This window comes from Pseudomonas sp. 30_B (genome assembly GCF_017491605.1).
Taxonomy (GTDB): domain Bacteria; phylum Pseudomonadota; class Gammaproteobacteria; order Pseudomonadales; family Pseudomonadaceae; genus Pseudomonas.
This window is the reverse complement of sequence record NZ_JAFGYY010000003.1, coordinates 36,746-61,989: the sequence shown is the minus strand read 5'-3', so window position 1 is coordinate 61,989 and position 25,244 is coordinate 36,746. Positions and strand designations below refer to the sequence as shown.

Here is a 25,244-nt window from a genome sequence, read left to right as displayed (position 1 = left end):
CTCCCACGGAAACTGTCGGGTGTGGCCTCTTGTAGGAGCGAGCTTGCTCGCGAACAGATTCAGCCGGCGGCATCGGTGTTGGGCGGTTCGCGAGCAAGCTCGCTCCTACGAAATACAAACACCAGAAACGAAAAAGCCCCGCATCGCGGGGCCTTTTCAGTCGAACCTGAACCTTACAGGTAGAACGCCTTCAGCGGCGGAAAGCCGTTGAATTCCACCGCGCTGTAGCTGGTGGTGTAGGCGCCGGTGGACAGCCAGTAGAGGCGGTCGCCAGCGGCCAGGTTCAGCGGCAGGCCGTATTTGTAATGCTCGTACATGATGTCGGCGCTGTCGCAGGTCGGGCCGGCGATCACCACTTCTTCCAGCTCACCCTGCTTCTCCACGTGGATCGGGAACTTGATGGACTCGTCCATGGTTTCGATCAGGCCGGAGAACTTGCCCACGTCGGTGAACACCCAGCGCTCCACGGCGGTACGCGATTTGCGCGCCACCAGCACCACTTCGCTGACCAGGATGCCGGCGTTGGCGATCAGCGAACGGCCCGGCTCCAGGATGATTTCCGGCAGCTCGTCGCCGAAGTCTTCCTTGAGGAAGCGGATGATCTCTTCGGCGTAGGTTTCCAGGCTGTTGGTCTTGGCGATGTAGTTGGCCGGGAAGCCGCCGCCCATGTTGATCATCTTCAGTTCGATGCCGTCTTCTTCCTTCAGGCGCTCGAAGATGACCTTCACCTTGGCGATGGCCGCATCCCACACGCCGATGTCGCGCTGCTGCGAGCCCACGTGGAAGGACACGCCGTAGGGCACCAGGCCCAGGTCGCGGGCCAGCACCAGCAGGTCCATGGCCATGTCGGTCTGGCAGCCGAACTTGCGCGACAGCGGCCAGTCGGCAGAGGTGGAACCCTCGGTCAGGATGCGCACGTAGACCTTGGCACCCGGCGCGGCCTTGGCGATGTTGCGCAGGTCGGCCTCGGAGTCGGTGGCGAACAGGCGCACGCCCTTCTCGTAGAAGTAGCGGATGTCGCGGGCTTTCTTGATGGTGTTGCCGTAGCTGATGCGCTCCGGGCCCACGCCGGTCTTCATCACCTTGTCCAGCTCGTAGATCGAGGCGATGTCGAAGTTCGAACCCTTGTCGCGCAGCAGCTCGGTGATCTCGGTGGCCGGGTTGGCCTTCACCGCGTAGTAGATCTTGGCGAACGGGAAGCAATCGGTCAGCTGGTCGTACGCGTTGGCGATGGTCTGCTTGTCGATGACGACGAAGGGGGTTTCCTGCTTGTCGGCAAACGCCTTCATGCGCTGGAAGGTTTCCGGGGCGAAGTAATCCTCGACCTTGATGGACATGGTTGGGACTCCAAATGGCAAAACACGCAATTGAAAAGAGGGACGGCTCTTATCTTTCGAGCCACGAACGCCTGATCAGTTTCCCCACTTTGGTTCGCCTACTTCCCAAGGCATGTCGCCGAGTATCACCTGGTGCCAGGCGACTCCTGCGACCACTCCCTGGCGTCGTTGCTCCGCCTTGCCGTAGTAGATCTACTGTCTACGGCGAAGCGCCTAGCCATGAAGTGGTCGCAGAAGCCGCTGAGCGAATGTCAGGCTGACTCTCGTCGTCAGTACTTGAGCCGGATGGATCGTTTCCAGCATGAGCGTTCGGGCGCGAACTTTAGGACCAGAGGCAGCACAGATCAATCAAAAATTGCCGCCTTTTCATAACCCTTTGTCGCGATCCGGCGTTTCGTTTCGAATACTTAACAAAACGTCATGGAATGCTGCACAGACGCGGGTTTCAAGAGAGTGACAGGGCCATCCGACCGACCTTTTTCCGCCGGGATAAAGAGGTCATGACCGGTGGGCGATGGCCTCGGATTCGATTGCCGACTCCCCTTCCGCAGGGACCGCCGGGAGCACAGGTCATCCACCGGGTGCCCGGTGGCGCTGATCGACCGGTCATTTCCCGTTATAATCCCGCGCTTTTGGGCCGATCCGGGCCCACCATCGATTCCAGCCAGGCACGCATCCATGACCCTCCAGGCCGCCGAAGTCGCCAAACGCCGCACGTTCGCGATCATTTCCCACCCCGACGCCGGTAAGACCACCATTACCGAAAAGCTCCTGCTGATGGGCAAGGCGATTGCCGTCGCCGGTACCGTGAAGTCGCGTAAATCCGACCGCCACGCCACCTCCGACTGGATGGAGATGGAAAAGCAGCGCGGCATCTCCATCACTACCTCGGTGATGCAGTTCCCCTACCGCGAGCACATGATCAACCTGCTCGACACCCCCGGCCACGAAGACTTCTCCGAAGACACCTACCGCACCCTGACCGCGGTGGACTCGGCGCTGATGGTCCTCGACGGCGGTAAGGGTGTAGAGCCGCGCACCATCGCCCTTATGGAAGTCTGCCGCCTGCGCGACACGCCCATCGTCAGCTTCATCAACAAACTCGACCGCGACATCCGCGACCCGATCGAGCTGCTCGACGAGATCGAAGCGGTGCTGAAGATCAAGGCCGCGCCCATCACCTGGCCGATCGGCTGCTACAAGGACTTCAAGGGCGTCTACCACCTCGCCGAAGACAAGATCATCGTCTACGTGCCGGGCCACGGCCACGAGCGCATCGAGACGAAGATCATCGACAAGCTGGACTCGGACGAAGCCCGCGCGCACCTGGGCGACCTCTACGAGAACTTCCTCGAAGAGCTTGAGCTGGTGCAGGGCGCCTGCCACGAGTTCGACAAGCAGGCATTCCTCGACGGCGAGATGACCCCGGTGTTCTTCGGTACCGCACTGGGCAACTTCGGTGTCGACCAGGTGCTCGACTGCATCGTCGACTGGGCCCCGCAACCGCTGGAGCGCGGCACCCACGAGCGTACCGTGGCGCCGACCGAGGAGAAATTCTCCGGCTTCGTGTTCAAGATCCAGGCGAACATGGACCCGAAGCACCGCGACCGCATCGCCTTCATGCGCATCTGCTCGGGCAAGTACGAGAAGGGCATGAAGATGCGCCACGTGCGCCTGGGCAAGGACGTGAAGATCGCCGACGCGCTGACCTTCTTCTCCAGCGAGCGTGAGCAGCTGGAAGAGGCCTACGCCGGCGACATCATCGGCCTGCACAACCACGGCACCATCCAGATCGGCGACACCTTCACCGAAGGCGAGGCGCTGGGCTTCACCGGCATCCCGCACTTCGCCCCGGAACTGTTCCGCCGCGTGCGCCTGAAGGACCCGCTCAAGTCCAAGCAGCTGCGCCAGGGCCTGCAGGAACTGGCCGAGGAAGGCGCCACCCAGGTGTTCTTCCCCGAGCGCAACAACGACATCATCCTCGGCGCCGTCGGCGTGCTGCAGTTCGACGTCGTCGCCAGCCGCCTGAAGGAGGAATACAAGGTCGAGTGCGCCTACGAGCAGATCAACGTCTGGTCGGCGCGCTGGATCGAGTGCAAGGACGAGAAGAAGCTCAAGGAGTTCAAGGACAAGGCCTTCGAGAACCTCTCGGTGGACGGCGGCGGCCATCTGACCTACCTGGCCCCGACCCGCGTCAACCTGAGCCTGATGGAAGAGCGCTGGCCGGACATCACCTTCCGCGCCACCCGCGAACACCACTGAGTTCGCTGCTCAGCAAACGCCCGCCTTGCGCGGGCGTTTTCATTTGCGCCACCTCCATGGGGCGCCACGTTCTATCCCGTAGGGCGTACAACCGTTCGCGGTTGTACGCCGATACCCCCATTTCACCGCATACACCCGCGGTTCGACCTGGCACGAATCCATCGGCCGAGCTCGAGTGAAGTCGGAACCAAGGTCAATCGGCGTATAACGCGGAGCGTTATACGCCCTACGTCTGGATTACGGATCGAGCGCGCCTGCGCTCCAGGTGCTCGACTGCGCGCTGCCGGTCAGCTTGGCCGCGATGGCGCCCTGCGGGATCAGGCGGTCGCGATAACGGGTCGCGAGAATGCCACTCTGCGGCGCGCGCAGGATGTGCTCGCTGCTCGCGTCCCCGGGCCGGGCAACGATGCGGCCGAAGCGCTCCCCCGCCTCGATCCATTCGCCCAGTTCGCGCTCGAACACCAGCACGCCGGCGGCCGGAGCGAACACGGTTTCCATGAAGCCGATGGGCGTGGCGACACCTTTCCACTCGGGCAGCGGTTCAGCATCGGTCACCACCCCGCGCGCCCCGAGGAATCGGTAGATGCCGTCCGCATCCTGGCGCGCCAGCGCATCGCTGACGTCGCCCTGCCCGCGCAATTCGACCGTGGCCACCAGGCGCCCGTCGAGGCGCTGCTCGGCAAGCCAGGGCGCGATCACCACCTCCTCGAAGGCGCCGTCGCTGTCGCCCTCCCAGATGATCGCCAGCTCCGCGCGCAGCGCCGCGGCGAGGTCCCGGCCGGCAGGCCAGAAGCATTCGTGCAGGTAGACGTACTGCAGCGCCTCGTCGTCGGTGTGCAGGTCGAGCACGATGTCCGCCGGTGCGGCCAGTTCGGCCAGGCGTTTCTGCCAGAAGGTGAGGTTGTCCAGGGTGCCCGTAGCCGCCGCCGAAGCGGGGAAACCCCGGTTGAAATTGCGCGCGCTCGCATCGTGATGACGACCGAGGATACGCCCCTGGCGGAACTGCCCGATGCCGATGGGGTTGGCCTGTGGCACCAGCGTCACGCTGCCATTGAGCAGGCCGTTTCGCGCCGCCTCGCGCAGGCGCGGCAGCAGCTCATGGAGCACCAGCATCCCGGCGATTTCATCGGCATGCACACCCGCCTGCAGGTGCACCGTCGGTCCGGGTTTGCCGCCATCGACACGCCAGGCACGCACGCGCAGCTCGGCCCCGGAATCCCCAGGTACGCTGAAGGAAACGTCCTCGATCATATGTCCTCTCCTCTGTCCGAATTGCCCATGGAAATCTTCTTCGGCGCCTCCTAGTATCGGAGCCACTCGCCACCCCAGAAGGACGCCCCGTGGATATGCCCCGCCAGAAAGCCCAGCGCGCCACCTCCGAGGAGCGCCGCGACCACCTGGTCCGCGCCTGCCTCAAGTGCCTGGTCGCCGATGGCCACGCGGGTATTTCCGTGCGCCGCATCGCCAAGGAAGCCGGTGTCGCCGTGGGCCTGGTGAATCACCACTTCGGCAGCATCGACGCCCTGGTCGCCCAGGCCTACGAGACCCTCGCCGGCGAAGTCACCCGGGCGCTCCACGAACAAGTCGACGCCGCCGGCGATGCCCCTGCGGCGCGCATGGAAGCCTTCCTTACCGGCTCCTTCTCGCCCCAGGTCCTGGACCCCGACCTGCTCAGCCCCTGGGTGGTGTTCTGGAGCCTGATCCGCCACTCGCCGCCGGTGAACGACGCCCACGAGCGCGGCTACCAGAGCTACCTCACCCTCCTGGAAACACTCATCAGCGACCTTGCCACCGCCGAGGGCTTCAAGGTCGCGCGCCCGCGCCTGGCCGCCATCGGCCTCTCCGCCATGCTCGACGGACTCTGGCTGGAATGGTGTCTGAACCCGGCCACCTTCAGTGCCGCCGACGGACTGGAGCTGAGCCGTTGCTGGGTGGAAGGGCTGCGTCGCGGCGCCTACGCGTAAAGGCTCGTTTACGATCCGCCGCGATCGCCGGATCGTAAACGAGCACCGAACCTCACACCGCCGTACGCGGACGCCGCTTGCCCAGCCAGGAGCGTTGCGTCCTGCCCTGCGCCTCGCCGCGAATCGGCGTGCTGCGCTCCAGCACGGCGAAACCGGCCTCGATGATGAACGTCAGGCAGATGTAGATCGCCGCCACCAGCAGCAAGGGTTCATAGACGTTGAAGGTCTGCGCGCGCACCACGTTGGCCGCGCCGAGCAGGTCGACCACGGCGATGGTGGACGCCAGCGCTGTGGACTTGAGCAGCATCACGCTCTCCCCCGCCAGGGTCGGCAGCAGCAGGCGGATCGCCCGTGGCAGCCAGACGCGGTAGAGCACCAGCGTGCGGTTCATACCGAACGCCGAAGCGGCCTCCAGCTCGCCACGCGGCACGGCCTTCAGTCCGCCGCGCACCACCTCGCCGACGTAGGCGCCGACCGAGAGGATCAGTGCGATGACGATGTACCAGAAGCCATCGCGCAGATAGGGCCAGAGGAAGCTGCCGCGAATCAGCGGGAACTGCGCGAACAGGCTGCCCAGGCCGTAGTAGAAGATGTAGATCTGCACCAGCAGCGGCGTGCCGCGGATCACGCTGGTGTACGCCAGCGCCAGGCGCGCGACCAGGAAGTTGCGCGACATCCGCGCCAACGCCACGCCCAGTGCCAGGGCAAAGCCCAGGACGGCGGAAATCAGCAGGATGATCAGGGTGGTGCCCAGCCCCTTGAGCAGCAGGGCACCGTAGATGAATAGCCAGTGTTCGTTCATCGCCGCGCCTCGTTCAAACCGCCGGAATCCAGCGGCGGAAGCGCCGCTCCAGGTAGCCTGCAAACAGGTTGGAAAGCACGGTGAGCACGTAGTACAGCGCCGCCGCAGTGAGGTAGAAGGTCAGGTAGTGACGGGTGGAACCGGCAGCCTGCTTGGCGGTGTAGAGCAACTCGTTGGTGCCTACCACGCTGATCAGCGCGCTGTCCTTGATCAGGTTGACCCAGAGGTTGGCCATGCCGGCCAGCGCGTTAGGGGCCATGATCGGCAGGGTCACGCGACGGAACAGGCCGAAGCCGTGCATGCCGTAGGCCCGTGCCGCTTCGATCTGCCCGTAAGGGATCGCCTGGATCGCGCCACGGAAGATCTCCGAGGCATAGGCGCCCTGCACCAGGCCGAGCACGACGATGGCCACCATCATCCCGTTGAGTTTCACCTCGCCGAAGCCGGCCCAGGCGAAAAGCTGGTTCAGCCCCATGGAGCCGACGTAGAACAGCAGCAAGATCAGCAGCAGTTCCGGCACCGCCCGGCACAGCGTGGTGTAGCCGCGCGCGAGCATCGCCAGCGGGCGGGGCCCGCCGATCTTGGCGCTGGCGGCAGCGAGGCCGATCAGCAGGCCGACCAGGAAGGCACCCACGGAAATCTGCAGGGTGACCAGAAGCCCCTTGAGCAACGCCGGGCCCCAGCCCATGGGGCCGAAGCCGATCAGGTCGAAGATGCTTTGCATGACCTTCTCCAAAATTGGATACCCGCGCCCAGGACGGGCGCAGGTCTATCCACTGACGCGAGGGGTTATTGCTTGGGCGCGACGCTCATGCCGAAGTACTTGTCCGACAGCGCCTTGTAATCGTCGCTGGCCAGCAGCTTGCCGATGGCATCGTTCATCTTCGCCTTCAGCGCGGTGTCGTCCTTGCGCATGCCGGCGCCAACGCCGCGGCCGAAGATCGGGTCGTACTTCACCTCGCCCTTGTTGACGATGCCGGCGGCTTGCGCGTCCGGCGACTTGATGAAGGTCGCCACGGCGATGCCGTCGGCCATCATCAGGTCGATGCGCCCGGCCACCAGGTCGGCGTTCACCGAGTCCTGGGTGTCGTAGTAGCGCACGTCGGCGATCTTCTCGTAGTACTTCTTCAGGTAGTTGGCACTGACGGTGGAGATCTGCACGCCGATGGTCTTGCCCTTCAGGCCATCGGGGGTGATCTGCAGGTCCACGGCCTGGGGCGCGGCCACGGCCACCGGGGTGTCGTAATAGGGACGGCTGAAGGCGATCTGCTTCTCGCGCTCCTCGGTGATCGACAGGGAGTTGAAGATCACGTCGATCTTCTTCGCCAGCAGCGCCGGGATGATGCCGTCCCAGGCCACTTCGTCGATCTCGCAGGTGGCTTTCATCTCGGCGCAGACCTTGCGGATCAGGTCCGGCTCGAAGCCGACCCAGCTGCCGTCGGGCTGCTTCTGCGAGAACGGCGGATAGGGTTCGGCGGCCAGGGCGAAACGAATCGTCTCGGCCTGCGCGCTGACCGCGCCGGCCATGAGCATCGTTGCACCCACCACCCAGTTGCACAGACGTTTCTTGTTCATCGTGATCCCCTGCCTTGTTTTCGATTGTTATGGGTCACGCTCATCGATGCGCCGTCAGCGCGACATCGGTCAGCGATTCTGGTGCGCGTTGACGAACTGCCGGCAGCGCTCGCTGCGCGGCCGCGAGAAGACTTCCTCGGGCGTGCCTTCCTCTTCGATCAGGCCCTTGTGGAGGAACGCCACGTGGCTGGAAACGTCGCGGGCGAAGGCCATTTCGTGGGTGACCAGGATCACGGTCCGCCCCTCCTCGGCCAGCGAGCGGATCACCCGCAGCACTTCGCCCACCAGCTCCGGGTCCAGCGCCGAGGTCGGCTCGTCGAACAGCATGACCTTCGGCCGTACCGCCAGCGCGCGGGCAATGGCCACGCGCTGCTGCTGGCCGCCGGACAGGAACGCCGGGTAGGTGTGACGCTTCTCCGCCAGGCCGACGCGCTCCAGCAGCGCCTCGGCGCGCTCGCGGGCCTCGGCCTTGCTCTCGTGGAGGACGAAGGTCGGCGCCTCGATCAGGTTCTCCAGCACGGTGCGGTGCGGCCACAGGTTGAAGTTCTGGAACACCATGCCCAGTTGCGAGCGGATGCGGGTCAGCTGTTTCTGGTCGGCCACCATCGGCTCGCCGTGGCGGTTGCGGGTCAGGCCGATGGTCTCGCCATTGACGGTGACCGTGCCCTGGTTGGGAATCTCCAGCATGTTGATGCAGCGCAGCAGGGTGCTCTTGCCCGAGCCGCTGGCACCGATCAGCGAGATCACCCCGCCCTCGCGGGCCGACAGCGACACCCCCTTGAGCACCTCGAAGTCGCCGAAGCGCTTGTGCAGGTCGCGGACTTCGATGACCGGCTTCGCAGCGGGCTGCTCTGCTTTCTGTAGGAGCGAGCTTGCTCGCGAACCAACCTCCGCACCAGAAACATCAAGAGCGTTCGCGAGCAATAACGATGGCGTCCCCCTCGCTCCTACAGGTTGATCGGCGCACGCCGAGAGTCCTTCTACAAACCGAATGATCCGCGCACAGGCCTCGGCCATGCTCTCGTCGCTCAAACCGAACGACAGCCGCACGAAACCCTCCGCCTGCGGGCCGAAGGCCGCCGCATCCAGCACCGAAACACCGGTGGCATGGAACAGCTGCCAAGAGAAGTCCAGCGAACTCAGCCCCGTGTCGCGCACGTCCACCATGACGAACATGCCGGCCTCGGGGCTGAGCACTTTCACTCGCGGGCAATCACTCAGCGCGGCAACCACCAGATCACGGCGACGGCGATAGATCTCGCGCATCGACGACACCACGTCGTCGTGCCGCTCCACCGCCACCCGCGCGGCTTCCTGAACGAAGCCCGGCAGGCCGTAGAACATGTTCAGCGCCAGGTTTTCCAGATGCGCGACCAGTGTCGGGTTGGCCACGACCCAGCCGGTGCGCCAGCCGGTCATGGCATGGGATTTCGACAGGCTGCCGATGCTCAGGGTGCGCTCGGCCATGCCTGGCAGGGCGGCGAAACTCTGGTGCTCGCGCTCGAACGTCAGGCCTTCGTAAACCTCGTCGACCACTACCCACAGGTCATGGGCCTTGGCCAGTTCGGCGATGGCCAGCAGCTCTTCGCGATTGAGGACGACGCCGGTGGGGTTGTTCGGGTTGGCGAAGAAGATCGCCTTGGTGCGCGGGGTAATCGCGGCGGCCAGGTCGGCGGCCACGGGGCGGAAGCCGTTGCTGGCGCGGGTCGGTACAGCTACCAGCGTGGCGCCGGTGGACTTCAGGGTGGCTTCGTAGGTGACATAGACCGGGTCGAAGACGATCACCTCATCGCCCGGTTCCAGCAGGCACATGGCGGCGGCGAACAGGCCGTTCTGCGCGCCGGCGACGGCGATGACGTTCTCGGCCGTCACCGCCTGCCCGCATCGTCGTTCATGCAGCGCAGCGATGGCCTGGCGCAGCTCCGGGCGCCCGGCCACGTCGCTGTAGTGGGTATCGCCCGCGCGCAGCGAGGTGACGGCGGCCTCGGTAATGAAGTCCGGCGTGGCGAAGTCCGGGTCGCCAACGCTCAGGACGATCACATCCCGGCCTTCGCGCTGGGCGGCGATGGCCGCGTAATGAATGTCCCAGGCGGCGACGCCGGGCCCGACCATCCTGTCCACAAGCGACGAATAACGCATGCGAGAACCTCATCCGAATGACGGCATGTCCGACGGGTATTGGAATTTTTGTCCGTCAGAGCGTGGGGCCAACATACGCCAGGAATGAACGAGTGTTCAACAGCGATTCCCGACATTCCCATGTCGTTTTCAGAACGATCCCAACATCCCCCCACCTGGGGTCGGATAGGCTGTGCGGCCCCGCTGGCAAGCCCGATTACAGTTTCACCACAAGCACTTAACGGGTTCTTAACGTATCCCCAGCTACCTTTCCTACACTCAAGTAGCGCGGCCTCCGCCCATCAGGACTCATAACATGGACATGAACTTCCTCCCCTTCTCCCGCCCCAGCATCGGTGACGAGGAGATCCGGGCGGTCAATGAGGTGCTGCGCTCGGGATGGATCACCACCGGCCCGCGGAACCAGGAGCTGGAACAGCGCTTCGCCCAATCCATCGGCTGCAAGCACGCCGTGGCACTGGCCTCGGCCACCGGCGGCATGCACATTGCGCTGCTCGCGCTGGGCATCGGCCCGGGCGACGAGGTGATCACCCCGTCGCAGACCTGGGTGTCCACCGCCAACATGATCTGCCTGCTGGGCGCCACCCCGGTGTTCGTCGACGTCGACCGCGACACCCTGATGACCGACGCCGCCCGCATCGAGGCGGCGATCACCCCGCGCACCCGCGCCATCATCCCGGTGCACTACGCCGGCGCCGCCGCCGACATGGATCCGATCAACGCCCTGGCGCAGCGCCACGGCATTGCCGTGATCGAGGACGCCGCCCACGCCGCCGGTACCCGCTACCGTGGCCGCCCGGTCGGCCAGACCGGCACCGCGATCTTCTCCTTCCATGCGATCAAGAACATGACCTGCGCCGAGGGCGCCATGTTCGTTACCGACGACGACGCCCTCGCCGATCGCGTGCGCATGCTCAAGTTCCACGGCCTGGGCGTGGACGCCTACGACCGCCTGACCCATGGCCGCAAGCCGCAGGCCCAGGTGATCGAGCCCGGCTTCAAGTACAACCTCTCCGACATCAACGCCGCCATTGCCCTGGTCCAGCTCGGTCGCCTGGAAGCGATCAACGCGCGCCGCGCCGAACTGGCGGCGGCCTACCAGGAACGCCTGGCCGGACTGCCGGTGGAACCCCTGGCCCTGCCGGACTACCCGCAGCACCACGCCTGGCACCTGTACATCCTGCGCATCGACGCCGAACGCTGCGGCATCGACCGCGACGGCTTCATGCAGGCGCTGCAGCAACGCGGCATCGGCAGCGGCATCCACTTTATCGGCAGCCACCTGCACAGCTACTATCGCCAGCGCTACCCGGACGTAGCCCTGCCCAACACCGAATGGAACTCGGCCCGCCTATGCTCGATCCCGCTATTCCCCGACATGACCACCGGCGACCTCGACCGCGTGGTGGAAGCTATAGAAACCATCACCCGGTAACGCCATCGTGAAAGCCTATCCGATCAACCTCGTGTCCATCGTCATCCCGGTGTACAACGAAGAAGCCAGCCTGCCCGAGTTGCTGCGCCGCACCAGCGCCGCCTGCGAGAAGCTGGACCGCGACTACGAGATCATCCTGATCGACGACGGCAGCCGTGACGGCTCCGCCGACCTGCTCCTGGAAGCCGCCGAAGCTCCCGGCAGCCACGTCGTCGCGGTGATCCTCAACCGCAACTATGGCCAGCACGCGGCGATCATGGCCGGTTTCGAAGAATGCCGGGGCGACGTGATCATCACCCTCGACGCCGACCTGCAGAACCCGCCGGAGGAAATCCCGCGCCTGGTCGAACAGGCCGCGCAGGGCTACGACGTGGTCGGCACCGTGCGCCAGAAGCGCCAGGACTCGGCCCTGCGCCGCTGGCCGTCGAAGCTGATCAACCTGGCCGTGCAGCGCTCCACCGGGGTTGCCATGAGCGACTACGGCTGCATGCTGCGCGCCTACCGCGCGAGCATCGTCAAGGCGATGCTGGCCTGCCGCGAGCGCAGCACCTTCATCCCGATCCTGGCCAACAGCTTCGCCCGTCACACCACCGAGATCATGGTCGCCCACGCCGAGCGCGAACACGGCGAGTCGAAGTACGACTTCATGCGCCTGATCAACCTGATGTTCGACCTGGTCACCTGCATGACCACCACCCCGCTGCGCCTGCTGTCGCTGGTGGGCGGCGCGATGGCGGCGGCCGGCTTCGGCTTCGCCCTGCTGCTGCTCTTCCTGCGCGTGATCTTCGGCGCCGCCTGGGCCGGCCACGGCACCTTCGTGCTGTTCGCCGTGCTGTTCATGTTCACCGGCGTGCAGCTGGTCGGCATGGGCCTGCTGGGTGAGTACCTGGGCCGCATGTACAACGACGTGCGCGCCCGCCCACGCTTCTTCATCGAGCGCATCGTCCGCCAGCGGACCACGCTCGAAACCCGCACAACCACCCCTTCTTCCTCTTCTCTCGAGTCTCTCCAGCCATGACCCAGCAGACCATCGTCTTCGCCTATCACGACATCGGCTGCACCGGCATCGAAGCGCTGCTCGCCGCCGGCTACCAGATCGACGCTGTCTTCACCCACGCCGACGACCCGAAGGAGAACCGTTTCTACGGCTCCGTCGCCCAGCTCTGCGCACGTCATGGCATCCCGGTACACGCGCCGGAAGACGTCAACCACCCGCTGTGGATCTCGCGCATCCGCGAACTGCAGCCGCGCTACATCTTCTCCTTCTACTACCGCAACCTGCTGGGCGAAGAGCTGCTGGAGTGCGCCTCCGAAGGCGCCTTCAACCTCCACGGCTCGCTGCTGCCGCGCTACCGTGGCCGCGCCCCGGCCAACTGGGTGCTGGTCAACGGCGAGACCGAGACCGGCGTCACCCTGCACCGCATGGTCAAGCGCGCCGACGCCGGCGCCATCCTCGCCCAGCAGCGCGTGGCCATCGGCGCGGACGACACCGCCCTGATCCTCCACGGCAAGCTGCGCCAGGCTTCCCGCGAACTGCTGGACGACGCCCTGCCCAAGCTGGCCAAGGGTGAACTCGCCGAAGTCGCGCAGGACGAATCCCGCGCCAGCTACTTCGGCCGCCGCACCGCCGCCGACGGCGCCATCGACTGGCAGCGTCCGGCCCGCGAACTGCACAACCTGGTCCGCGCCGTCACCCAGCCCTACCCCGGCGCCTTCGCCCCGGTGGGCGATCGCAAGCTGATCGTCTGGAGCTCCCGCGTGGCCAGCGGCAACAACGGCCAGGCACCGGGCTCGGTGCTCTCCGTCGATCCGCTGCGCATCGCCTGCGGCGAAGACTCGCTGGAAATCCTCTCCGGCCAGCAGGGCGACGCCGGCCTGTTCCTCGCCGGCCCGCAACTGGCCCGCGAGATGGGCCTGGTGGAAGGCTCGCGCCTGCACGGCGCCGCGCGCAAGGCCAAGCGCAAGACCCGCGTGCTGATCCTCGGGGTCAACGGTTTCATCGGCAACCACCTGTCCGAGCGCCTGCTGCGCGACGGCAACTACGAAGTCTACGGCCTGGACATCGGCTCCGACGCCATCGAGCGCCTGCGCAGCAACCCGGACTTCCACTTCGTCGAAGGCGACATCAGCATCCACACCGAGTGGATCGAGTACCACATCAAGAAGTGCGACGTGGTCCTGCCGCTGGTGGCCATCGCCACCCCCATCGAGTACACCCGCAACCCGCTGCGCGTGTTCGAGCTGGACTTCGAGGAAAACCTCAAGCTGGTCCGCTACTGCGTGAAGTACAACAAGCGCGTGATCTTCCCCTCGACCTCCGAGGTGTACGGCATGTGCACCGACGCCAACTTCGACGAAGACAAGTCGAACCTGGTGGTCGGCCCGATCAACAAGCAGCGCTGGATCTACTCGGTCTCCAAGCAGCTGCTCGACCGCGTCATCTGGGCCTATGGCCAGAAGGGCCTGAAGTTCAGCCTGTTCCGTCCGTTCAACTGGATGGGCCCGCGCCTGGACCGCCTGGACTCCGCACGCATCGGCAGCTCCCGCGCCATCACCCAGCTGATCCTGCACCTCGTCGAGGGCACCCCGATCCGCCTGGTGGACGGCGGCGCGCAGAAGCGCTGCTTCACCGACGTGGACGACGGCATCGAAGCCCTGGCCCGCATCATCGACAACGAAGGCGGCCGCTGCGACGGGCAGATCGTCAACATCGGCAACCCGGACAACGAAGCGAGCATCCGCCAACTGGGCGAAGAGCTGCTGCGCCAGTTCGAAGCCCACCCGCTGCGCGACCAGTTCCCGCCCTTCGCCGGCTTCCGCGAAGTGGAAAGCCGCAGCTTCTACGGCGACGGCTACCAGGACGTGTCGCACCGCAAGCCGAGCATCGAGAACGCCCGCCGCCTGCTGAACTGGGAGCCCACCGTCGAGCTGTCCGAGACCATCGGCAAGACGCTGGACTTCTTCCTGCGCGAAGCCCTCGCCGAGCGCGAAGGCGGCGCAGCGCACGCCGTGCCGCTGAAAAACAAAAGCATCGCGTAATGCAGGCAGGACTGCGTATCGATGTGGATACCTACCGGGGCACCCGTGAAGGCGTGCCCCGGCTCCTGGATCTTCTCGACGAAGCCGGCATCAAGGCGACCTTCTTCTTCAGCGTCGGCCCGGACAACATGGGCCGCCACCTGTGGCGCCTGATCCGCCCGCAGTTCCTGTGGAAAATGCTGCGCTCCAACGCCGCCGGGCTGTACGGCTGGGACATCCTCCTGGCCGGCACCGCCTGGCCGGGCAAACCCATCGGCCGCGACCTCGGCCACCTGATGCGACGCGCCAGCGAAGCCGGCCATGAAATCGGCCTGCATGCCTGGGACCATCACGGCTGGCAGGCCAATGCCGGGCGCTGGAGTCCGGAGCAGCTGGTGGAGCAGATTCGCCAAGGCGTCGACACCCTCGCCGACATCATCGGCAAACCGGTGGAATGCTCCGCCGCCGCCGGCTGGCGGGCCGACGAGCGCGTGGTAGAGGCCAAGGAGCGCTTCGGCTTCCGCTACAACAGCGATTGCCGGGGTAGCGCGCTGTTCCGCCCGCTGCTCGACGATGGCCGCATCGGCGCGCCGCAGATCCCGGTAGACCTGCCGACCTACGACGAAGTGGTGGGCCCGCAGGTGTCCGCCGCCGACTTCAACGACTTCATCCTCCAGCGCTTCCGCAAGGACGCGCTCAACGTCTACACCATCCATGCCGAGGTAGAAGGGATTCTCATGGCCGAGACTTTCCGTCAGTTGCTCGGGCGCGCCCGACAGGACGACATCCAGTTCAAACCCCTGGGCCGGCTGCTGCCGGACACCCTCTGTACCCTTCCTGTCGCCCGCCTGGTGCGTGGCGAACTGGCCGGCCGCGAAGGCTGGCTGGGGGTGCAGCAGGCATGAAGCGCCTCGTCTACCCGACGCTGCTGGCGGCATTCGTGCTCTGTATCCTGTTGCCACTGGGTTTCCACGGCCTGTGGATTCCCGACGAAACCCGCAACGCGCAGATCGCCCAGGCCATGGTGGAAAGCGGTGACTGGGTGTCGCCCCACCTGCTGGGCCTGCGCTATTTCGAGAAACCCACCGGCGGCTACTGGCTGATCGCCGCGAGCCAGGCGGTGTTCGGCGAGAACCTGTTCGGCGTGCGCTTCGCCTCCGCCCTGGTCACCGCCCTCAGTACCCTGCTGGTGCTGCTGGTAGCCCGGCGCCTGTGGAACGACCCGCGCCGCACCTGGGCCGCGGGGCTGCTGTACGCCAGCTTCGGGTTGATCGCAGGCCAGGCCGGCTACGCCAACCTCGACCCGCAATTCACCTTCTGGGTGAACCTCAGCCTCGCCGCCCTCTGGTTCGCCTTCGACGCCGCCACGCCGCGCGGGCGCATCGCCGCCTGGAGCCTGCTCGGCGCGGCCTGCGCCATGGGCCTGATGACCAAGGGTTTCCTCGCCCTGCTGCTGCCGGTGATCGTCGGCCTGCCCTATGCGCTGCTCAACCGGCGCTTCATGGAGCTGCTGCGCTACGGCCCGCTGGCCGTGCTGGTGGCGGCGCTGGTGTGCCTGCCCTGGGCGCTGATGATCCATGCCCGCGAGCCGGACTTCTGGAACTTCTTCTTCTGGCACGAGCACATCCGCCGCTTCGCCGGCGAGGACGCGCAGCACGGCCGGCCCATCTGGTTCTTCGTACCGCTGCTGTTCGCCAGCGCCCTGCCCTGGGCGGTGCTGGTGATCCCCGCGCTGCGCAACGGCTTCAGCCGCCTGCGTGATCCGCGCACGGGCTTCCTGCTGCTCTGGTTCCTCATGCCGTTCCTGTTCTTCAGCCTGGCCAAGGGCAAGCTGCCGACCTACATCATGCCGTGCTTCGCGCCGCTGGCCCTGCTGATGGCCGACCGCCTGGCGGACGCCCTGCAGCAGGGGCGCCAGCGGATGCTGCGCATCAACGGCGCGCTCAACCTGCTGATCGGCCTGCTCGCCCTGATCGCGCTGGTGGTCACGCAACTGCGTCATCCGATCTACAAGGACGAAACGCCCAGCGTGCTGATGGTCGGCATCGTCTGCATCGCCTGGCTGGTCTGCGGCGCCCTGCAACTGCTGCGTCCGACCCGACTGTGGGCCGCCCCGGCGTTCGGCCTGTGGATACTGGTGGCGCTGCTGCCCGCGGCCATGCCCAACCACATGGTCAACAGCAAGATGCCCGACCAGTTCGTCCTCGAACACCTGGATGAGCTGCGCAGCGCCGACAGCCTGCTGAGCAACGACCTGGGCGCCGCCACCGCGCTGGCCTGGCGCACCGGGCGCAGCGACGTCGATCTGCTCAATACCGTGGGCGAATTGAAGTACGGCCTCGGCTATCCCGAAGGCGCCGGCCGCAGCATCGCGCTGAGCGACGCCCAGGCCTGGATCGCCCAGGCCCGCGCCAAGGGCTCGGTCGGCGTGCTGCTGCGGGTCAACGGCGCCAGCGACGAGGAAGACCTCGCGCAGATGCCGAAGGATGCCATCAGCTACCGGCAGAACTACCTCGTCGTGCTGCTGATCCCGAAGGCCGCGCCGTGATCGCCCTATTGCTGGCCAGCGTGTGCCTGCTGACCTGCCTGGGGCAGATCGCGCAGAAGCTTGCGGTGGAAAGCTGGCGGGGCCGTGAACTCGACTGGCTGACGCAGCTGCTCAGCCCCTGGCTGCTGCTGGCCGTCGCCTGCCTGGGCAGCGGCCTGCTGCTCTGGCTGCTGCTGCTGCAACGCCTGGACGTGGGGCTGGCCTACCCCATGCTCAGCCTGAATTTCGTACTGGTGACCTTTGCCGCGCGGGCGCTGTTTCGCGAGCACATCGACGCCCGCCACTGGTGTGGCGTGGCGCTGATCGTTGCCGGCGTGGCCCTGCTGGGGCTGCAGTCATGAGCGCCTGGCGCGGCGTCGGTCTCGCCCTGGGCAGCGTACTGCTGGTCAGCAGCGCACAGCTGGGCATGCGCTGGGGCATGACGCGCCTGCCGCCGCCCCTGCAATGGCTCGACTCGCTCGGCAGCCTGGACCTCGCCGCCCTGGCGGTGCTCGCCGGCGCGGTGCTGGCCTATGCGTTGTCGATGCTCTGCTGGCTGATCGCCCTGAACCATCTGCCGCTGAGCCGCGCCTATTCGCTGCTCAGCCTGAGCTATGCCCTGGTCTACCTCGGCGCCGCCTGGCTGCCGGGCCTGGGCGAGCCGTTGAGCCTCTTGCGCACGTTGGGCGTCGGCCTGGTGATCGCCGGTGTGATCACCATCAACGCGCCGCGCCGCCGCGACGGAACAAACGTCATGAAATCCGGCGACCCTCGCCGCCACAAAATCACACAGTACGAATGACCCCTGAACCGGTCATGAGCCCTCAGCGGGAGAGCACAGCATGAAAATCAGCGTATTCGGTATCGGCTATGTGGGGCTCGTCCAGGCCGCCGTCATGGCGGAAGTCGGCCATGACGTCCTGTGCATGGACATCGACAAGGAAAAGATCGCCAAGCTCAAGCGCGGGCAGATCAGCATCTTCGAGCCCGGCCTTGCCGAGCTGGTGAAGGACAACCTGGAAGCCGGTCGCCTGCACTTCACCGATGACGTTTCCGAAGCCACCGCCCACGGCCGGGTACAGTTCATCGCCGTGGGCACGCCGCCCAGCGCCGATGGCTCGGCCGACCTGAGTGCCGTGTTCGCCGTGGCCGAGAGCATCGCCCGCCACCGCCACCAGCCGGTGATCATCGTCGAGAAGTCCACGGTTCCGGTGGGCACCGGCGACCGCATCAAGGCACATCTGCAGAAGGTCCTGAACGAGCTGGGGCGCACGCTGGAGTTCGATATCGTCTCCAACCCCGAATTCCTCAAGGAAGGCTCGGCACTGGCCGACTGCCGCAAGCCCGACCGCATCGTCATCGGCTGCGAACGCCCGGAAGTGATGGAGGTGATGCGCGAGATCTACGAGCCGTTCAACCGCAATCATGACCGCATCATCAACATGAACCTGCGCAGCGCCGAGCTGACCAAGTACGCCGCCAACTGCATGCTGGCGACCAAGATCAGCTTCATCAACCAGATCGCCGAACTTGCCGAGCACATGGGCGCCGACATCGAATCGGTACGCCAGGGCATGGGCGCCGATCCGCGCATCGGCTACCACTTCATCTACCCCGGCTGCGGCTATGGCGGTTCGTGCTTCCCCAAGGACGTGCAAGCCCTGATCCAGAGCGCCAAGGAAGCGGACTGCTCCAACGACCTGCTGCGCGCCGTGGAAGCCGTGAACGTGCGACAGAAGAACAAGCTGTTCCAGCGCATCCACCGCTACTACGACGGTCAACTGGCCGGACGCACCTTCGCGCTCTGGGGACTGTCGTTCAAGCCCAATACCGACGACATGCGCGATGCGCCCAGCCGCGCGCTGATGGAGGCGCTCTGGGAAGCCGGTGCGCAGGTACGTGCCTTCGACCCGGAGGCCATGCCCGAAGCGCAACGCCTGTACGGCCACGATGAGCGCCTGACGCTGATGGGCACTCCGGAGGCCACCCTCGGCGGCGCCGATGCGCTGGTGATCTGCACCGAGTGGCAGCAGTTCAAGGCCCCGGATTTCGACGTGCTGGCCAGCCGCCTGAAAGCCCCGGTGATCTTCGACGGCCGCAACCTGTTCGATCCGGAGCGCATGGCACGCCATGGTTTCGAATACTTCCCGATGGGCCGCGGCGACTCGCACCGCCTGCCGGTGCCGGCACCGGTGCAGCAACACGCGGAGCTGCGCCAGGCCTGAGGCGCCGCTGTTGGCTTTTGTAGGAGCGGACTCCGTCCGCGATCAGCTCCGCTGTGGGGCAAATCGCGGACGGAGTCCGCTCCTACGGGTTGGCCCCCGCACAATGGCCCCGCCCGTAGGGCGTATAACGTTCGACGTTATACGCCGTTTGACCTTGGCCCCAAGGCGCTCCGGGTCCAGCCTTGTCGCCAACGCCGAAATACGGTGTATCGGCGTATAACCGCGAACGGTTATACGCCCTACCGGGCCGGCTCGCCCATCACCATCATCGGCGCCGCCTCCGATCGCTTGAGCACGGCATAGAGCACACCGGTCACCACGCTGCCCACGGCAATCGCCAGCAGGTACAGCAGCGCGTGGTTCATCGCGTTGGGAATCAGCAACACGAACAGCCCACCGTGGGGCGCCAGCAACTTGCAGCCGAACAGCATCGACAGCGCCCCGGTCAGGCCGCCGCCGACGATACTCGCCGGGATCACCCGCAGCGGGTCCTTGGCGGCGAAGGGAATCGCGCCCTCGGAGATGAAGCACAGCCCCAGCACCAGCGCCGCCTTGCCCGCTTCGCGCTCGCTCTGGGCAAACTTGCGCCGCGCCAGCAGCGTGGCGATGCCCATGCCGATCGGCGGAACCATGCCGCCGGCCATCACCGCCGCCATCGGCGCATAGCTCTGCGAGGCGAGCAGGCCGACGGAGAAGGCATAGGCCGCCTTGTTGATCGGCCCGCCGAGGTCCACGCACATCATCCCGCCCAGCAACAGCCCGAGCAGGACGGCATTGGTGGTACCCATGCCGGCGAGGAAGTCGGTCAGCGAATGCATCATCGCCGCCACCGGCGAGCCCACCACGTAGATCATCACCAGCCCGGTGAACAGGCTGGCCAGCAGCGGAATGATCAGGATCGGCTTGAGCGCCGCGACGCTGGCCGGCAACGGAATCCACTGCGCAATGGCGCGCGCCGAATAACCCGCCAGAAAACCCGCGACGATGCCGCCCAGGAAGCCCGCACCTAGCGTGCTCGCCAGCAGGCCGCCGATCATCCCCGGCGCCAGCCCAGGACGGTCGGCGATGGACCAGGCGATGTAGCCGGCCAGCATCGGCACCATCAGCTTGAACGCCGCCTCGCCGCCGATCTGCATCAGCGCGGCAGCCAGCGTGCCGGGCTGCTTGAACGCCTCGATGCCGAAGACGAAGGACAGCGCGATCAGCAGGCCGCCGGCCACCACCATCGGCAGCATGAAGGACACACCGGTGAGCAGGTGCTTGTACACCCCGCGCGCCTCCTTCTTCCCCGGCGCGGCGCCGCTGCCGGCCGTTGCAGCAGACTCCTGCGTCGCCTCCTTCAGCGCGCGTTCGAGGATCGCCTGCGGCTGCTTGAGCGCGACGCCCGTGCCGCAGCGGAAGATGCGCTTGCCGGCGAAGCGCTCGGTGTTCACTTCGATATCCGCCGCCAGCAGCACCACGTCAGCAGCGGCGATGTCCTCGGCGGAGAGCGGATTGCGCGCGCCGACCGAGCCCTGGGTTTCCACCTTCAACTCGTAGCCCTTCTGCCGAGCCGCCTGCTGCAACGCCTCGGCGGCCATGAAGGTATGCGCCACGCCGGTCGGGCAAGCGGTGATCGCCACCAGCTTCGCGGTGCGTGGGGTTTCGGTGGCGGCCGCCGGTTGCTCGTCGCCCTGCCACACCGTCGCATCCTGCGCAGCGCGCTGGAGGAAGGTGGCGGGATCGGCCAGCGCCTCGGCCGGGCGCGCCTGCAGCAGGCGCTTGCCGATGAAGCGCGAGAGGTCCAGCGGCTGTCCGCTAACCACCAGCACCCAGTCGGCCGCCGCAATCTGCGCCTCGGAAAGCTGGCGTTCGGGGTGCTGCGGATCGCGTTGCTCGACGCACACCGACCAGCCCAGGCGCTCGGCCGCCGCGCGCAGCAGGCGCGCGCTGAGCACACTGGTGATCTGGCCGTTCGGGCAGGCAGTAATGAGGGCAAGGTTCATCGTCATAACCTCTTGTTGTTCTGGATGCGGCGCGCGTCAGGCCAGGGCCTGGACCTGCACGCCGTCTTCGATGCGGCTCAGGCGCGGCGCATCGCCGATGCCGAACTCGAACTGGGTGACCGCCAGCGCCGCCACCGCGGTGGCATGGCGCAACACGCGCTCGGCCGGCCAGCCGGCGAGCAGGCCATGGAGCATGCCGGCGAGCAGCGAGTCACCTGCCCCCACCGTGCTCGCCACCTCGACCTTGGGCGGAACCGCCCGCCAGTTGCCCAGCGGGCCGAACCAGCGCACTCCGTCCGCGCCTTGCGAAAGCACCACATGCGCAATGCCCCGAGCCCGCAGCGCCTCGGCCTGTTCGGCCAGCGCCGCCGGCGTATCGAGGGGCTGTCCACAGGCTTCGGCCAGCTCGACATCGTTGGGCTTGATCAGCCAGGGCGCCGCTTCGAGCCCGGTGCGCAGGGCCGCGCCACTGCTGTCGAACGCCACCTTCAGCCCCAGTTGCCCGAGCCGCAGGAGCAACGCGCGCAACCATTCGGGATCGACGCCGCGCGGCAGGCTGCCGGCGACCACCACCAGTTCGTGCTCGCTGGCAATACGGCCGATGCGATCGAGCAAGGCATCCTGCTCGCGGGTGCTGACTTCCGGGCCGGGACCATTGATATCGGTAATACGTCCGCCGCCTTCGGCCAGCTTGATATTGCTGCGGGTTTCCCCCGGCACGCGGACGAAGTCATCGACGAATCCACGGCGCTGGAACAGCGCATCGAACGGCGACGCATTGTCCGCCCCGAGGAAGCCGGTCACGCTCAGGGAGTGCCCGAGATCGGCCAGCACCTGGGCGACGTTCAGCCCCTTGCCCGCCGCCTGGCTGAGTACCGATTCGCTGCGATTGACCTCGCCGACGTCGAGCCGGGGCAGGCGCACCGTCAGGTCCAGCGCGGGGTTGAGGGTTACGGTGAGAATGCGGGCCATCAGTTCACCTCCGGCAGGGCCTGGGCGACGCGTTCGCGCACCTCGGCAGCGGAACCCAGCGCCAGCGCGGCCTGGGCCAGTTCGCAGGCCATCGGCAGATCGAGCTCGCGCACCCGCGCCTTGACCAGCGGGATGCTGCGCGCCGAGACGCTCAGCTCGTCCACGCCCAGCCCCACCAGCAGCGGCACCGCCTGCGCATCCGCCGCCAGCTCGCCGCACACGCCCACCCACTTGCCGTGGGCATGGGCGGCGCGCACGGTCATGTCGATCAGTTGCAGCACCGCCGGATGCAGACCGTCCGCCTGCGCCGACAGGGTCGGATGGCCACGGTCGATGGCCAGGGTGTACTGGGTCAGGTCGTTGGTGCCGACGCTGAAGAAGTCCACTTCACGGGCCAGCACCGGGGCGAGCAATGCCGCGGACGGTACCTCGATCATGATCCCCAGTTGCAGGTCATGTTCGCCGCCCAGTTCCGCGCAGAGCTGCCGGGTCAGGTCGCGGGCCTGCCGCCACTCCTCCACCTGCCCGACCATCGGGAACATGATGCGCAGCGGGCGTCCGGCGGCGGCCCGCAGCAGGGCACGCAACTGGGTCTGGAAAATCTGTGGGCGTTGCAGCGTCAGGCGCACGCCGCGCACGCCGAGGTAGGGATTCTCCTCCTTCGGGATCGGCCAGTACGGCAGCGGCTTGTCGCCGCCCACGTCGAGCGTGCGCGCCACCAACGGGCGTCCGCCCAGGGCATCGAGCACGCGGCGGTACTCGGCCTCCTGGGTCGCCTCGTCCGGCGCCTGGGGGTTGTCCATGAACACGAATTCGGTGCGCAGCAGGCCGACGCCTTCCGCGCCCTGCTCGACCGCCGCTGCGGCGCCGGAGGTGTCGCCAAGGTTGGCGCAGACCTCCACCGCATGGCCGTCGCGGGTGATCGCCGGCTCATGGCGATGCGCCTCGGCGCGTTCGGCGCGGCGACGGCGCTGGTCGCGCTGGCGCTCGGCCTCGGCCAGGCTCTCGGCGCTGGGCGAGACCCGCAGCTCGCCATGGTCGCCATCGAGCAACAGGATAGTCCCCGGCTCCAGCGCCAGCACCGCCGCGCCGGCGCCCACCAGTGCGGGTATGCCCAGTGCGCGGGCGATGATCGCGCTGTGCGAGGTCGCCCCACCGCGCGCGGTGAGAATGCCGGCCACCCGCTCGCGATCCAGCCGCGCCACGTCGGAGGGGCCGACCTCGTCCATCACCAGGATGTAGGGCTGCTCCGGCGCCGCGGCAGTCTGTGCGCCGCACAGGCGCGCCAGCACCCGCCGGCCCACGTCGCGCAGGTCGGCCGCGCGCTCGGCCAGCAAGGCGTCGCGCAGTGCTTCCTGCTCGCTGGCGACGCGCTCGATCACCTGGCTCCAGGCGGCTTCCGCGCTGGCGCCTTCGGCCAGGCGCGACTGCACCTCGTCGGCCAGCTCCGGGTCCTCCAGCAGCGCTTGATGAGTGACGAAGATGTCGCGGATCGCCTTGACCTGGGTGCGCTGCACCAACGCCTCGATCTCGGCGGAAATCGCTGCGCTCGCCTCCCCCAGACGCTGCCGTTCGATCTCGACGGACTCGCCGCGCTCGGCGAACTGGAAGTGGCGTTCGACCTGCAGATAAGCAGGCCCACTGGCGATACCGGGGGACGCGGCGATGGCCTGCAGGCGGCTGCCGGCTTCCGGCGCGCTGCAGGTTTCCACCTCGACGGTCTCGACGACCGGCTCCGGCGCTTCCGGCAGCGGCTCGACTTCCTCGCCCAGCCCCTGCTCCACCGCCAGGCGCACGCTTTCCAGTGCGCGCTCGGCGATGTCCGGCTCGGCGAAGAATTCCAGCACCTGCCCACGCCGCGCCCCCAGGCTGAGCAGCTTGCTCAGGCTGCGGATCGACACCGGCGCGCTGTCCGCCTCGGCGATGCGCACGCGAATCTCGCCCTCGAACTCCCGCGCCAGCAGCATCAGCACCTGCGAGGGGCGGGCGTGCAGGCCGTGGGGATTGGCCAGCGCAACACGCACGCTCGGCCAGTCCACCGGCAACTCTCCGCCCAGCGCCTCCAGCACGGATCGGCTGCTCGTGGCGCACGCCAGCTCGCTGGCGCGGCCGTCCACCAGCAGGTCGCACAGGCGCTCGAACATGGTCCGGTGCGCGTCACCCTGGCTGGCCAGGCAGAACAGCCCGCGTACCGGCAGGCCGGCATGGCTCAGCTCGCGCTGCGGCGTGACGAAGGCCAGGCCCGGCCGCGACACGCGCTCGGCGCTGTGCAGCCACCAGAGCCCGTTGCCCAGCGGCAGCGGCTCATTGCCTTGCAGCGCGGCGGCAAAGCCGGACTCGACACAACCGGCCTTTTTCAGCCGACGCGCGCCCAGTACGGTGAGTTCGTCGAAGTCCTCGGCGACGACGCCCAGGCCGACCAGCCCGCTATCCAGCAGCAATGCCTGCGGCGCGCCGCGCAGCAAGTGCAGCAGCGCGTCGGGACTCTCGGCCAGGCGCAGCGCCTCGCCCATCTCGCCGTCACCCAGGGCGCGGGTCAGCAGTTGCAGCAGGCGCAGGTGCTCGTCGGACTTGGCGGCAATGGCGATGGCCAGGTGCACCACCTGCCCGTCGCCCCAGGCGACACCGTCGGGGAAATGCATCAGGCGCACGCCGGTGCGCTGCACCAGGTGGCGGGTGTCCGGCGTGCCGTGGGGTATCGCGATGCCCTGGCCGAGGTAGGTGGAGCCCTGCGCTTCGCGGGCCTGCAAGCCGGCGAGGTAACCGGCGGCAACCAGTCCGTCGTCCTCCAGGGCCGCACCGAGCAGCGCCAGGGCGGCCTGCTTGTCGGCGGCGCGCTGGTCCATGCGAACCTGCTGCGCGTTCAGTTCGAGCATCGCGATCTCCTCGCCGGCGTTCTGGCGCGCCGGCGCTTGGGGCGGTATTCCGCTTGTATGGTGAACAGCTTAGAACCTGTGGTTTTCTCGGCCGTCGAGACGGCGTTCAGGCAATGGCCACAGACAA

19 protein-coding genes are annotated in these 25,244 nt (G+C 66.9%); 10 read left to right on the top strand and 9 right to left on the bottom strand.

What is annotated here, in order from left to right:
- Positions 1-173 precede the first annotated feature (173 nt).
- Entirely contained in the window at positions 174-1,337 is a 1,164-nt protein-coding gene (locus tag J5M67_RS03995) for a type III PLP-dependent enzyme (RefSeq protein WP_152220567.1), read from the bottom strand.
- 678 nt (positions 1,338-2,015) lie between these two features.
- Here J5M67_RS03995 and J5M67_RS03990 point away from each other — a divergent pair.
- Complete coding sequence (locus tag J5M67_RS03990; protein ID WP_207883534.1) at positions 2,016-3,599, top strand: peptide chain release factor 3; 1,584 nt, start codon at positions 2,016-2,018, stop codon at positions 3,597-3,599.
- A 237-nt stretch (positions 3,600-3,836) separates the two neighbouring features.
- Here the strand turns inward: J5M67_RS03990 and J5M67_RS03985 are convergent, their stop codons facing one another.
- On the bottom strand, positions 3,837-4,850 hold the full coding sequence (locus J5M67_RS03985; RefSeq protein ID WP_207883532.1) for a succinylglutamate desuccinylase/aspartoacylase family protein: 1,014 nt from the start codon (positions 4,848-4,850) through the stop codon (positions 3,837-3,839).
- Positions 4,851-4,945: 95 nt separating this feature from the next.
- On the opposite strand from J5M67_RS03985, the gene J5M67_RS03980 reads away from it, so the two are divergent.
- Positions 4,946-5,563 (top strand): TetR/AcrR family transcriptional regulator, encoded by a 618-nt coding sequence (locus tag J5M67_RS03980; protein WP_243434500.1) that lies wholly within the window; start codon positions 4,946-4,948, stop codon positions 5,561-5,563.
- Positions 5,564-5,615: 52 nt separating this feature from the next.
- Here J5M67_RS03980 and J5M67_RS03975 read toward each other — a convergent pair whose 3' ends face one another.
- The 4 genes from J5M67_RS03975 to J5M67_RS29735 form a co-directional block, all read right to left on the bottom strand.
- On the bottom strand, positions 5,616-6,365 hold the full coding sequence (locus J5M67_RS03975; RefSeq protein ID WP_207883528.1) for an ABC transporter permease: 750 nt from the start codon (positions 6,363-6,365) through the stop codon (positions 5,616-5,618).
- A 13-nt stretch (positions 6,366-6,378) separates the two neighbouring features.
- The gene (locus J5M67_RS03970; protein WP_207883526.1) at positions 6,379-7,089 is read right to left on the bottom strand and encodes an ABC transporter permease; all 711 of its coding nucleotides are present in this window, start codon (positions 7,087-7,089) and stop codon (positions 6,379-6,381) included.
- 65 nt (positions 7,090-7,154) lie between these two features.
- Positions 7,155-7,940: a transporter substrate-binding domain-containing protein gene (locus J5M67_RS03965; RefSeq protein WP_207883524.1), complete on the bottom strand. Its 786-nt coding sequence runs from the start codon at positions 7,938-7,940 to the stop codon at positions 7,155-7,157.
- A 69-nt stretch (positions 7,941-8,009) separates the two neighbouring features.
- Entirely contained in the window at positions 8,010-10,079 is a 2,070-nt protein-coding gene (locus tag J5M67_RS29735) for an aminotransferase class I/II-fold pyridoxal phosphate-dependent enzyme (protein ID WP_207883522.1), read from the bottom strand.
- A gap of 295 nt (positions 10,080-10,374) precedes the next feature.
- Between J5M67_RS29735 and arnB the strand changes: the two genes are divergently transcribed.
- Genes arnB through J5M67_RS03920 form a run of 8 tightly spaced genes read left to right on the top strand, consistent with a single transcriptional unit; the run spans position 10,375 to position 19,284 of the window.
- Positions 10,375-11,514, top strand: a complete 1,140-nt coding sequence (arnB, locus tag J5M67_RS03955; RefSeq protein ID WP_207883519.1) for a UDP-4-amino-4-deoxy-L-arabinose aminotransferase — start codon at positions 10,375-10,377, stop codon at positions 11,512-11,514.
- A 7-nt stretch (positions 11,515-11,521) separates the two neighbouring features.
- Positions 11,522-12,532 carry an undecaprenyl-phosphate 4-deoxy-4-formamido-L-arabinose transferase gene (arnC, locus tag J5M67_RS03950; RefSeq protein ID WP_207883517.1) on the top strand — a complete coding sequence of 337 codons (1,011 nt, stop codon included), beginning with the start codon at positions 11,522-11,524 and terminating at the stop codon, positions 12,530-12,532.
- Positions 12,529-14,553, top strand: coding sequence for a bifunctional UDP-4-amino-4-deoxy-L-arabinose formyltransferase/UDP-glucuronic acid oxidase ArnA (gene arnA, locus J5M67_RS03945; protein ID WP_207883515.1), 2,025 nt, complete (start codon positions 12,529-12,531; stop codon positions 14,551-14,553). Before arnC ends, arnA begins: the two co-directional genes overlap by 4 nt.
- Positions 14,553-15,437: a 4-deoxy-4-formamido-L-arabinose-phosphoundecaprenol deformylase gene (gene arnD / locus J5M67_RS03940; protein ID WP_207883513.1), complete on the top strand. Its 885-nt coding sequence runs from the start codon at positions 14,553-14,555 to the stop codon at positions 15,435-15,437. The genes arnA and arnD overlap by 1 nt, the downstream gene beginning before the upstream one ends.
- A complete protein-coding gene (gene arnT / locus J5M67_RS03935; protein WP_207883511.1) occupies positions 15,434-17,080 on the top strand; it encodes a lipid IV(A) 4-amino-4-deoxy-L-arabinosyltransferase in 1,647 nt (548 codons plus the stop codon). Before arnD ends, arnT begins: the two co-directional genes overlap by 4 nt.
- Positions 17,077-17,421, top strand: a complete 345-nt coding sequence (gene arnE, locus J5M67_RS03930; RefSeq protein ID WP_207883509.1) for a 4-amino-4-deoxy-L-arabinose-phosphoundecaprenol flippase subunit ArnE — start codon at positions 17,077-17,079, stop codon at positions 17,419-17,421. The genes arnT and arnE overlap by 4 nt, the downstream gene beginning before the upstream one ends.
- On the top strand, positions 17,418-17,861 hold the full coding sequence (gene arnF / locus J5M67_RS03925) for a 4-amino-4-deoxy-L-arabinose-phosphoundecaprenol flippase subunit ArnF (RefSeq protein WP_207883507.1): 444 nt from the start codon (positions 17,418-17,420) through the stop codon (positions 17,859-17,861). The genes arnE and arnF overlap by 4 nt, the downstream gene beginning before the upstream one ends.
- Before the next feature lie 40 nt (positions 17,862-17,901).
- Positions 17,902-19,284, top strand: coding sequence for a UDP-glucose/GDP-mannose dehydrogenase family protein (locus J5M67_RS03920; protein WP_207883505.1), 1,383 nt, complete (start codon positions 17,902-17,904; stop codon positions 19,282-19,284).
- A gap of 239 nt (positions 19,285-19,523) precedes the next feature.
- Here the strand turns inward: J5M67_RS03920 and J5M67_RS03915 are convergent, their stop codons facing one another.
- From J5M67_RS03915 to ptsP, 3 genes are read right to left on the bottom strand one after another with little or no spacing between them, the layout of a single operon-like run.
- Positions 19,524-21,269: a PTS fructose-like transporter subunit IIB gene (locus J5M67_RS03915; RefSeq protein WP_207883503.1), complete on the bottom strand. Its 1,746-nt coding sequence runs from the start codon at positions 21,267-21,269 to the stop codon at positions 19,524-19,526.
- Between the two features lie 36 nt (positions 21,270-21,305).
- On the bottom strand, positions 21,306-22,241 hold the full coding sequence (gene pfkB, locus J5M67_RS03910; protein WP_207883501.1) for a 1-phosphofructokinase: 936 nt from the start codon (positions 22,239-22,241) through the stop codon (positions 21,306-21,308).
- Positions 22,241-25,117 carry a phosphoenolpyruvate--protein phosphotransferase gene (gene ptsP / locus J5M67_RS03905; RefSeq protein WP_207883500.1) on the bottom strand — a complete coding sequence of 959 codons (2,877 nt, stop codon included), beginning with the start codon at positions 25,115-25,117 and terminating at the stop codon, positions 22,241-22,243. The genes pfkB and ptsP overlap by 1 nt, the downstream gene beginning before the upstream one ends.
- Positions 25,118-25,244 lie beyond the last annotated feature (127 nt).

Coding starts and splice junctions, on each gene's coding strand:
- J5M67_RS03990 (WP_207883534.1), top strand. CDS start 2,016: ATGACCCTCCAGGCCGCCGAAGTCGCCAAACGCCGCACGTTCGCGATC.
- J5M67_RS29735 (WP_207883522.1), bottom strand. CDS start 10,079: ATGCGTTATTCGTCGCTTGTGGACAGGATGGTCGGGCCCGGCGTCGCC.
- arnF (WP_207883507.1), top strand. CDS start 17,418: ATGAGCGCCTGGCGCGGCGTCGGTCTCGCCCTGGGCAGCGTACTGCTG.
- arnT (WP_207883511.1), top strand. CDS start 15,434: ATGAAGCGCCTCGTCTACCCGACGCTGCTGGCGGCATTCGTGCTCTGT.
- J5M67_RS03980 (WP_243434500.1), top strand. CDS start 4,946: ATGCCCCGCCAGAAAGCCCAGCGCGCCACCTCCGAGGAGCGCCGCGAC.
- arnA (WP_207883515.1), top strand. CDS start 12,529: ATGACCCAGCAGACCATCGTCTTCGCCTATCACGACATCGGCTGCACC.
- J5M67_RS03965 (WP_207883524.1), bottom strand. CDS start 7,940: ATGAACAAGAAACGTCTGTGCAACTGGGTGGTGGGTGCAACGATGCTC.
- J5M67_RS03915 (WP_207883503.1), bottom strand. CDS start 21,269: ATGAACCTTGCCCTCATTACTGCCTGCCCGAACGGCCAGATCACCAGT.
- J5M67_RS03920 (WP_207883505.1), top strand. CDS start 17,902: ATGAAAATCAGCGTATTCGGTATCGGCTATGTGGGGCTCGTCCAGGCC.
- J5M67_RS03975 (WP_207883528.1), bottom strand. CDS start 6,365: ATGAACGAACACTGGCTATTCATCTACGGTGCCCTGCTGCTCAAGGGG.
- arnD (WP_207883513.1), top strand. CDS start 14,553: ATGCAGGCAGGACTGCGTATCGATGTGGATACCTACCGGGGCACCCGT.
- J5M67_RS03995 (WP_152220567.1), bottom strand. CDS start 1,337: ATGTCCATCAAGGTCGAGGATTACTTCGCCCCGGAAACCTTCCAGCGC.
- ptsP (WP_207883500.1), bottom strand. CDS start 25,117: ATGCTCGAACTGAACGCGCAGCAGGTTCGCATGGACCAGCGCGCCGCC.
- J5M67_RS03970 (WP_207883526.1), bottom strand. CDS start 7,089: ATGCAAAGCATCTTCGACCTGATCGGCTTCGGCCCCATGGGCTGGGGC.
- pfkB (WP_207883501.1), bottom strand. CDS start 22,241: ATGGCCCGCATTCTCACCGTAACCCTCAACCCCGCGCTGGACCTGACG.
- J5M67_RS03985 (WP_207883532.1), bottom strand. CDS start 4,850: ATGATCGAGGACGTTTCCTTCAGCGTACCTGGGGATTCCGGGGCCGAG.
- arnB (WP_207883519.1), top strand. CDS start 10,375: ATGGACATGAACTTCCTCCCCTTCTCCCGCCCCAGCATCGGTGACGAG.